Origin of the sequence: Synechococcus sp. W55.2 (genome assembly GCF_047461635.1) — a bacterium.
Lineage (GTDB): Bacteria > Cyanobacteriota > Cyanobacteriia > Thermostichales > Thermostichaceae > Thermostichus.
Window position 1 is genome coordinate 1 of record NZ_JANSHM010000105.1, and the last position, 4859, is coordinate 4859.

General features: G+C 57.3%; 5 protein-coding genes. 2 read left to right on the forward strand and 3 right to left on the reverse strand.

All coding sequences use genetic code 11. The features are described from left to right. Window positions 1–230: 230 nt before the first annotated feature. A complete protein-coding gene (locus tag NW828_RS13595; RefSeq protein WP_414384428.1) occupies window positions 231–929 on the forward strand; it encodes a pirin family protein in 699 nt (232 codons plus the stop codon). A gap of 200 nt (window positions 930–1129) precedes the next feature. Here NW828_RS13595 and tsaE read toward each other — a convergent pair whose 3' ends face one another. Together tsaE and lgt are read right to left on the reverse strand one after the other, a co-directional pair. Further along, on the reverse strand, window positions 1130–1765 hold the full coding sequence (tsaE, locus tag NW828_RS13600; protein WP_414384430.1) for a tRNA (adenosine(37)-N6)-threonylcarbamoyltransferase complex ATPase subunit type 1 TsaE: 636 nt from the start codon (window positions 1763–1765) through the stop codon (window positions 1130–1132). Between the two features lie 3 nt (window positions 1766–1768). Next, window positions 1769–2593, reverse strand: a complete 825-nt coding sequence (gene lgt, locus NW828_RS13605) for a prolipoprotein diacylglyceryl transferase (protein ID WP_414384432.1) — start codon at window positions 2591–2593, stop codon at window positions 1769–1771. 235 nt (window positions 2594–2828) lie between these two features. Between lgt and recA the strand changes: the two genes are divergently transcribed. Continuing rightward, window positions 2829–3953, forward strand: a complete 1125-nt coding sequence (gene recA / locus NW828_RS13610) for a recombinase RecA (protein ID WP_414331989.1) — start codon at window positions 2829–2831, stop codon at window positions 3951–3953. A 16-nt stretch (window positions 3954–3969) separates the two neighbouring features. Here the strand turns inward: recA and NW828_RS13615 are convergent, their stop codons facing one another. After that, the gene (locus NW828_RS13615) at window positions 3970–4782 is read right to left on the reverse strand and encodes a TrmH family RNA methyltransferase (protein WP_414384434.1); all 813 of its coding nucleotides are present in this window, start codon (window positions 4780–4782) and stop codon (window positions 3970–3972) included. Between the last annotated feature and the right edge of the window lie 77 nt (window positions 4783–4859).

Below are 4859 nucleotides of genomic sequence, written 5' to 3' on the forward strand. Positions count from 1 at the left end.
CTGAACGAGTTACTTGTCAAGGTTCTGGGGCGCCGGGGCTGGGTGGCCTTGTGGCGCTTTACTACCCTATCCCCACCCCCACCACCCCGTCAAGATATCTAACCCAAAATTTTTGGCAAGTTTTTGGCGAGAATAGCAGGGAAAAGAAGAAATAAAACTGTTTGAATATTGACATTCTGACTGCAGAGTTAATAAGATAGTTGCGAGGGTCAGGTTTCGGAGAAACTGTGATGCTGACTTTGCGCAAGCGGGAAGAGAGGGGTCATGTCAAGCTCAGTTGGCTTGGTACTTACCACTCATTTTCTTTTGGAGAGTACTACGACCCTCGCTACATGGGCTTCCGGGCTTTGCGGGTGATTAACGATGACCGAATCAGCCCGAGTGCTGGCTTTCCGACCCATGGGCACCGGGACATGGAGATCGTTACCTATGTTTTGGAAGGGATCCTTGAGCATAAAGACAGCTTGGGCACGGGATCTGTGATTCGTCCTGGTGAAATTCAACGGATGACGGCAGGCACAGGGATCCAGCACAGCGAGTACAATCACTCGGCGGATGAGGAGGTTCATCTGCTGCAAATTTGGATTTTGCCGGAGCAGGAAAACCTGGAGCCCAGCTATGAACAAAAAGCGACGGGTTTGACAGAGCATCCCAATGAGTTTTGTTTAGTTGCCTCTCGAGATGGGCGCCAGGGATCCGTGATTGTGCATCAGGATGTGAATCTCTACGCGGGGTTGATTGAGCCGGGACACACCATCTGCCAATATTTGGATGAGAAGCGCTACGGATGGCTGCAGGTGGCTCGCGGCAATGTGACCCTGGATGGCTTGTTTTTGCGAGAAGGAGATGGCGTGGCTATTGCTAGGGAAAGCGAGCTCAACCTTTTCAGTGAAGAAGGGGCTGAGGTGCTGCTGTTTGATTTGGCCTGAGGATGACTTTTGGCTGAATTCTGGCTGTTTGCCTTGAGCTTATAGTCGTTTTAGGCTGGGGTGAAGCGACTGAACTGCTGAGAAGAGCCTTCTGGCTCCGTACATTCAACGTTTTAGGCGCGGGTGCAGTGTCCTAGTTGGAATCGAAATGACCATAAGTCTTTTGGGATCTCAACTTTTTCTTCTGCTTTCAAGTACTTTCAGGAGGAGAAGTGGATCCCTTCTTCGAGGTTTTGCTGAGTGAATTGAGAAAGAACTTGCTGCCAAAGGTGGCCAGTCTGGGATCCCTTTCCCTTGACGTGTAGAAGGCGGGCTCCTTCCTGCTGGGGATGGGGCTGTAGGCGCAGCCAGAGGTAGGTCGCAGGCAGATGGCGGAGGTACTGGGGCCACTCAATAGCGGTGATCCCACCTTGGCTCCAAAGTTCTTCTAGCCCTAGGTCTTCTAGGAGTGTGGATTCTTTCCCACCGGCGCGAGCGGCAGAAGAGGTCTCTAGGCGGTAGAGATCGCAATGGAAAAGAGGGATCCGTCTGGTGTGGTATTCCTGCACCAGCACGAAGGTGGGGCTGTCGATGGGTTCAGGGATCCCCAAGCCCTGCCCTAGTCCCTGCACAAAGGTGGTTTTGCCGCTGCCCAGATTACCTTCGAGAAGAATGACCAAGCCGGAAGTGGAGCCGAGGCTGCGGCTGGGAGGGGGAGATTTTTGTTGACCTGAAGGGGCGAGGAAGCCAAGGGCGGCTTGAGCTACGAGGGCCCCTAGTGATTGGGTAGCAGCGGCGGATGGCAGCAGCAGAGGGGAGGCTTGCTGCCAGAGCTCTTCATTCTGTTCGCTGGCCATGGCTTACAACTCCTTTGGGGCGGGGATCCCAGGCGAGGAAGTTGCCTCGTTTGGGTGAACAGAAACGCGTTTGGGAGCTGTCAAGATTGCGGCCAGGCCTGCTCCAATGAGCAACAGGCTCACCCCCTGCGCCACCCGCAGGGATCCCAGCATGAGGCTATCGGTGCGCAGGCCTTCGATCCAGAAGCGCCCCAGGCTGTACCCCACCAGGTAGAGGCCCAAGAGGGTGCCGGGGGGAAGCTGGCGCCGGTAGCTTAAAAAGAGCAGGAGCCCGAAGAGACCAAAGTTCCAGAGGGATTCGTACAAAAAAGTGGGATGGACGCGCGATCCATCAGGCAGCTGCAGTTGTACCCACAGAGGGCTATCCGGAGGCAACACCTTTCCGTAGGCTTCGTTGTTGAAGAAGTTGCCCCAACGTCCGATCCCCTGACCAAGGCTGAGGGAGGGAACAAGGCAATCGGCTAGCAACCAAAAACTCAGCCGGTGCCGCCGGGCGAACAGGTAAAGCGCCGCACTGCCGCCGATCAAGGCACCGTGAATGGCAATGCCCCCCTGCCAGAGGGCCAAGACCTGCCACCAAGGGCCATCTCGATAGCGCTCCCATTCAAAGACCACGTAATACAGACGGGCAAAGGGCAGGGATCCAACCACCAACCACACCAGCAGATCAGGCATGGAACTGGGGGGAAGGCCACGCCGAGCTGCCAGATGGCGAGCTAGGAGCAAGCCCAACACCATTGCCAGGCCGATCAATAAGCCATACCAGCGCAGGCTGAGCGGCCCCCAACTAAACACAACCGGGCCGGGGGATTGTAAGACCAAAGTCATGACCGTGGGGACATTCCTGAGCAGATCCCTTTAGCACACTCTACTCGCTCTGCAAGGCTGTGCAGAAGACCTGCCCTCACCCCCAGCCCCTCTCCCAGAGGGAGAGGGGAGTTAGGAACCGAGGCAAGGTACGAGCTGACTGCAGTTGGAGGGAGAGGGATCCGCTCAGAGCAAGGCGACAATGTTAGAATGCAGGCTCGATTTTCCACCACGACTCCTGGGGGGGATGCGGGTTATGGCCCGGAAAGCCGCTGCTGTGAACACTGCTGATGACTCGGACAAATTGAAGTCAGAAAAACGCAAAGCCCTGGAGCAGGTGTTAAGCCAGATCGAGCGGAATTTCGGCAAAGGGGCAATCATGCGTCTGGGAGATGCCACCCAGATGCGGGTGGAGACCATACCCAGTGGGGCCATCACCCTCGACTTGGCCTTGGGCGGAGGTTACCCAAAAGGGCGGATTATCGAAGTCTTTGGGCCGGAATCTTCTGGGAAAACTTCAATTGCCCTACATGCCATCGCCGAAGTGCAAAAACAAGGGGGGACGGCAGCTTTTGTGGATGCGGAACATGCGCTAGATCCCACTTACGCAGCAGCTTTGGGGGTTGATATTCAAAACCTGTTGATCTCCCAGCCGGACACGGGGGAGGCCGCCCTGGAGATTGTCGATCAGTTGGTGCGCTCGGCAGCTGTGGATATCGTGGTGGTGGACTCGGTAGCAGCGTTGGTGCCCCGGGCTGAGATCGAAGGGGATATGGGAGATGCCCATGTGGGATTGCAGGCGCGCCTGATGAGCCAAGCGCTGCGCAAGATTGCCGGAAATGTCAGCAAAACCGGATCCATCGTTCTTTTCTTAAACCAATTGCGCTCCAAAATTGGCGGCATAGGCTATGGCCCCCAGGAGACCACCACCGGCGGCAATGCCCTTAAGTTTTATGCGTCGGTGCGGCTAGATATTCGCCGCGTTCAAACCCTGAAAAAAGGTGCGGAAGAATACGGGATCCGAGCGCGGGTCAAGGTGGTGAAAAACAAAGTTGCCCCCCCTTTCCGGCGGGCAGAATTTGACATCATTTTCGGCCAAGGGATCTCCAACATCGGCTGCATTATCGATCTGGCCGAGGAGATGGGCATTCTCAAGCGCCGCGGCTCTTGGTACAGCTACAAGGAGGAAAATGTTGCCCAAGGAAGGGACAATCTGGTTGTCTACTTGAAGGAAAACCCAGAGCTCCTAGCGGAGGTGGAAGCGGCTGTGCGGGAGAAACTTTCTGCGGGGGTGACGGTTTCCGCCAGCCGGCCGGCAGCGATGGAGGAGGGAGAGCAGGAAGAGAATGAGGATGCGGTCTTTGTAGAGGAAGAGTTCTGAGGGAGCAGCTAGCTGTTCAGGGAGCGCTTCCTGAGCGAGATCGCCGCTGGCGCAGGGCCTCGTAGAGCAACAACCCCCCCGTCATAGCGACGTTCAGAGATTCGACACCCTCGGCCATAGGGATCCGCACCTGGGCATCGGCCTGTTGGATAGTCGCTTCCCTCAGGCCAGCCCCTTCGTTGCCCAGGAGAAAAAGGGTAGGGCGGGTGAGATCTTGATCCCAGTAGCAGTTTGCTGTGGGGGAGAGGGTAGCAGCCAAGACTTGGATCCCGTGGCAACGGCAGCTCTGGATCCAGGCGGCTAGGTCGGGCACGACTTGGGGCGGACGGCGAAACCACTGGCCGGCAGAGGCCCGCAAGACTTTGGGGTTTTCGGGATCGACGCTGTCTGCGCTTAGCCAAAGGCCGTCGGCTCCTGCGGCGGCCACGACTCGGATTAGGGATCCCAAATTGCCTGGATCTTGCAGCGTTTCCACCACAAGGCCCAAACGTAACTTGGACAGGGGGGGAGAGGAAATCTGCCAACTGACGGCCACGGCCACAGCTCCTTCGGGAGACTCGGTGGTACAGAGTGCCGCCATGACTTCTGGGCTGACGGGTTGCCGCCGTAGGCCCTTGGGCAGATCGGCCAGCAGGTGAGGGTGACGGCTGGCCCAGTCGGGCGTGTAGCAGAGGGCTTGCAAAGGCCAGCCAACTCGCAGGGCTTCTTCGATGAGGTGGGATCCCTCCACCAAAAAGGCGCCCTGTTCCCGCCGGCCTTTGCTGCGGTGCAACTGCCGCAACTTGCGGATCCAGGGGTTTTTCGGACTGGTCAGCAGCTCAGAAGCCATGTGGCAATGGTTAAGGTACTCCCCAAGTCTTCGGCGTTGCTGCCCTCACCCCCAGCCCCTCTCCCAGAGGGAGAGGG

Excerpts from the sequence above, each read along its gene's own strand:
- recA (WP_414331989.1), top strand. The coding sequence starts at position 2,829 with ATGGCCCGGAAAGCCGCTGCTGTGAACACTGCTGATGACTCGGACAAA.
- lgt (WP_414384432.1), bottom strand. The coding sequence starts at position 2,593 with ATGACTTTGGTCTTACAATCCCCCGGCCCGGTTGTGTTTAGTTGGGGG.
- NW828_RS13595 (WP_414384428.1), top strand. The coding sequence starts at position 231 with ATGCTGACTTTGCGCAAGCGGGAAGAGAGGGGTCATGTCAAGCTCAGT.
- NW828_RS13615 (WP_414384434.1), bottom strand. The coding sequence starts at position 4,782 with ATGGCTTCTGAGCTGCTGACCAGTCCGAAAAACCCCTGGATCCGCAAG.
- tsaE (WP_414384430.1), bottom strand. The coding sequence starts at position 1,765 with ATGGCCAGCGAACAGAATGAAGAGCTCTGGCAGCAAGCCTCCCCTCTG.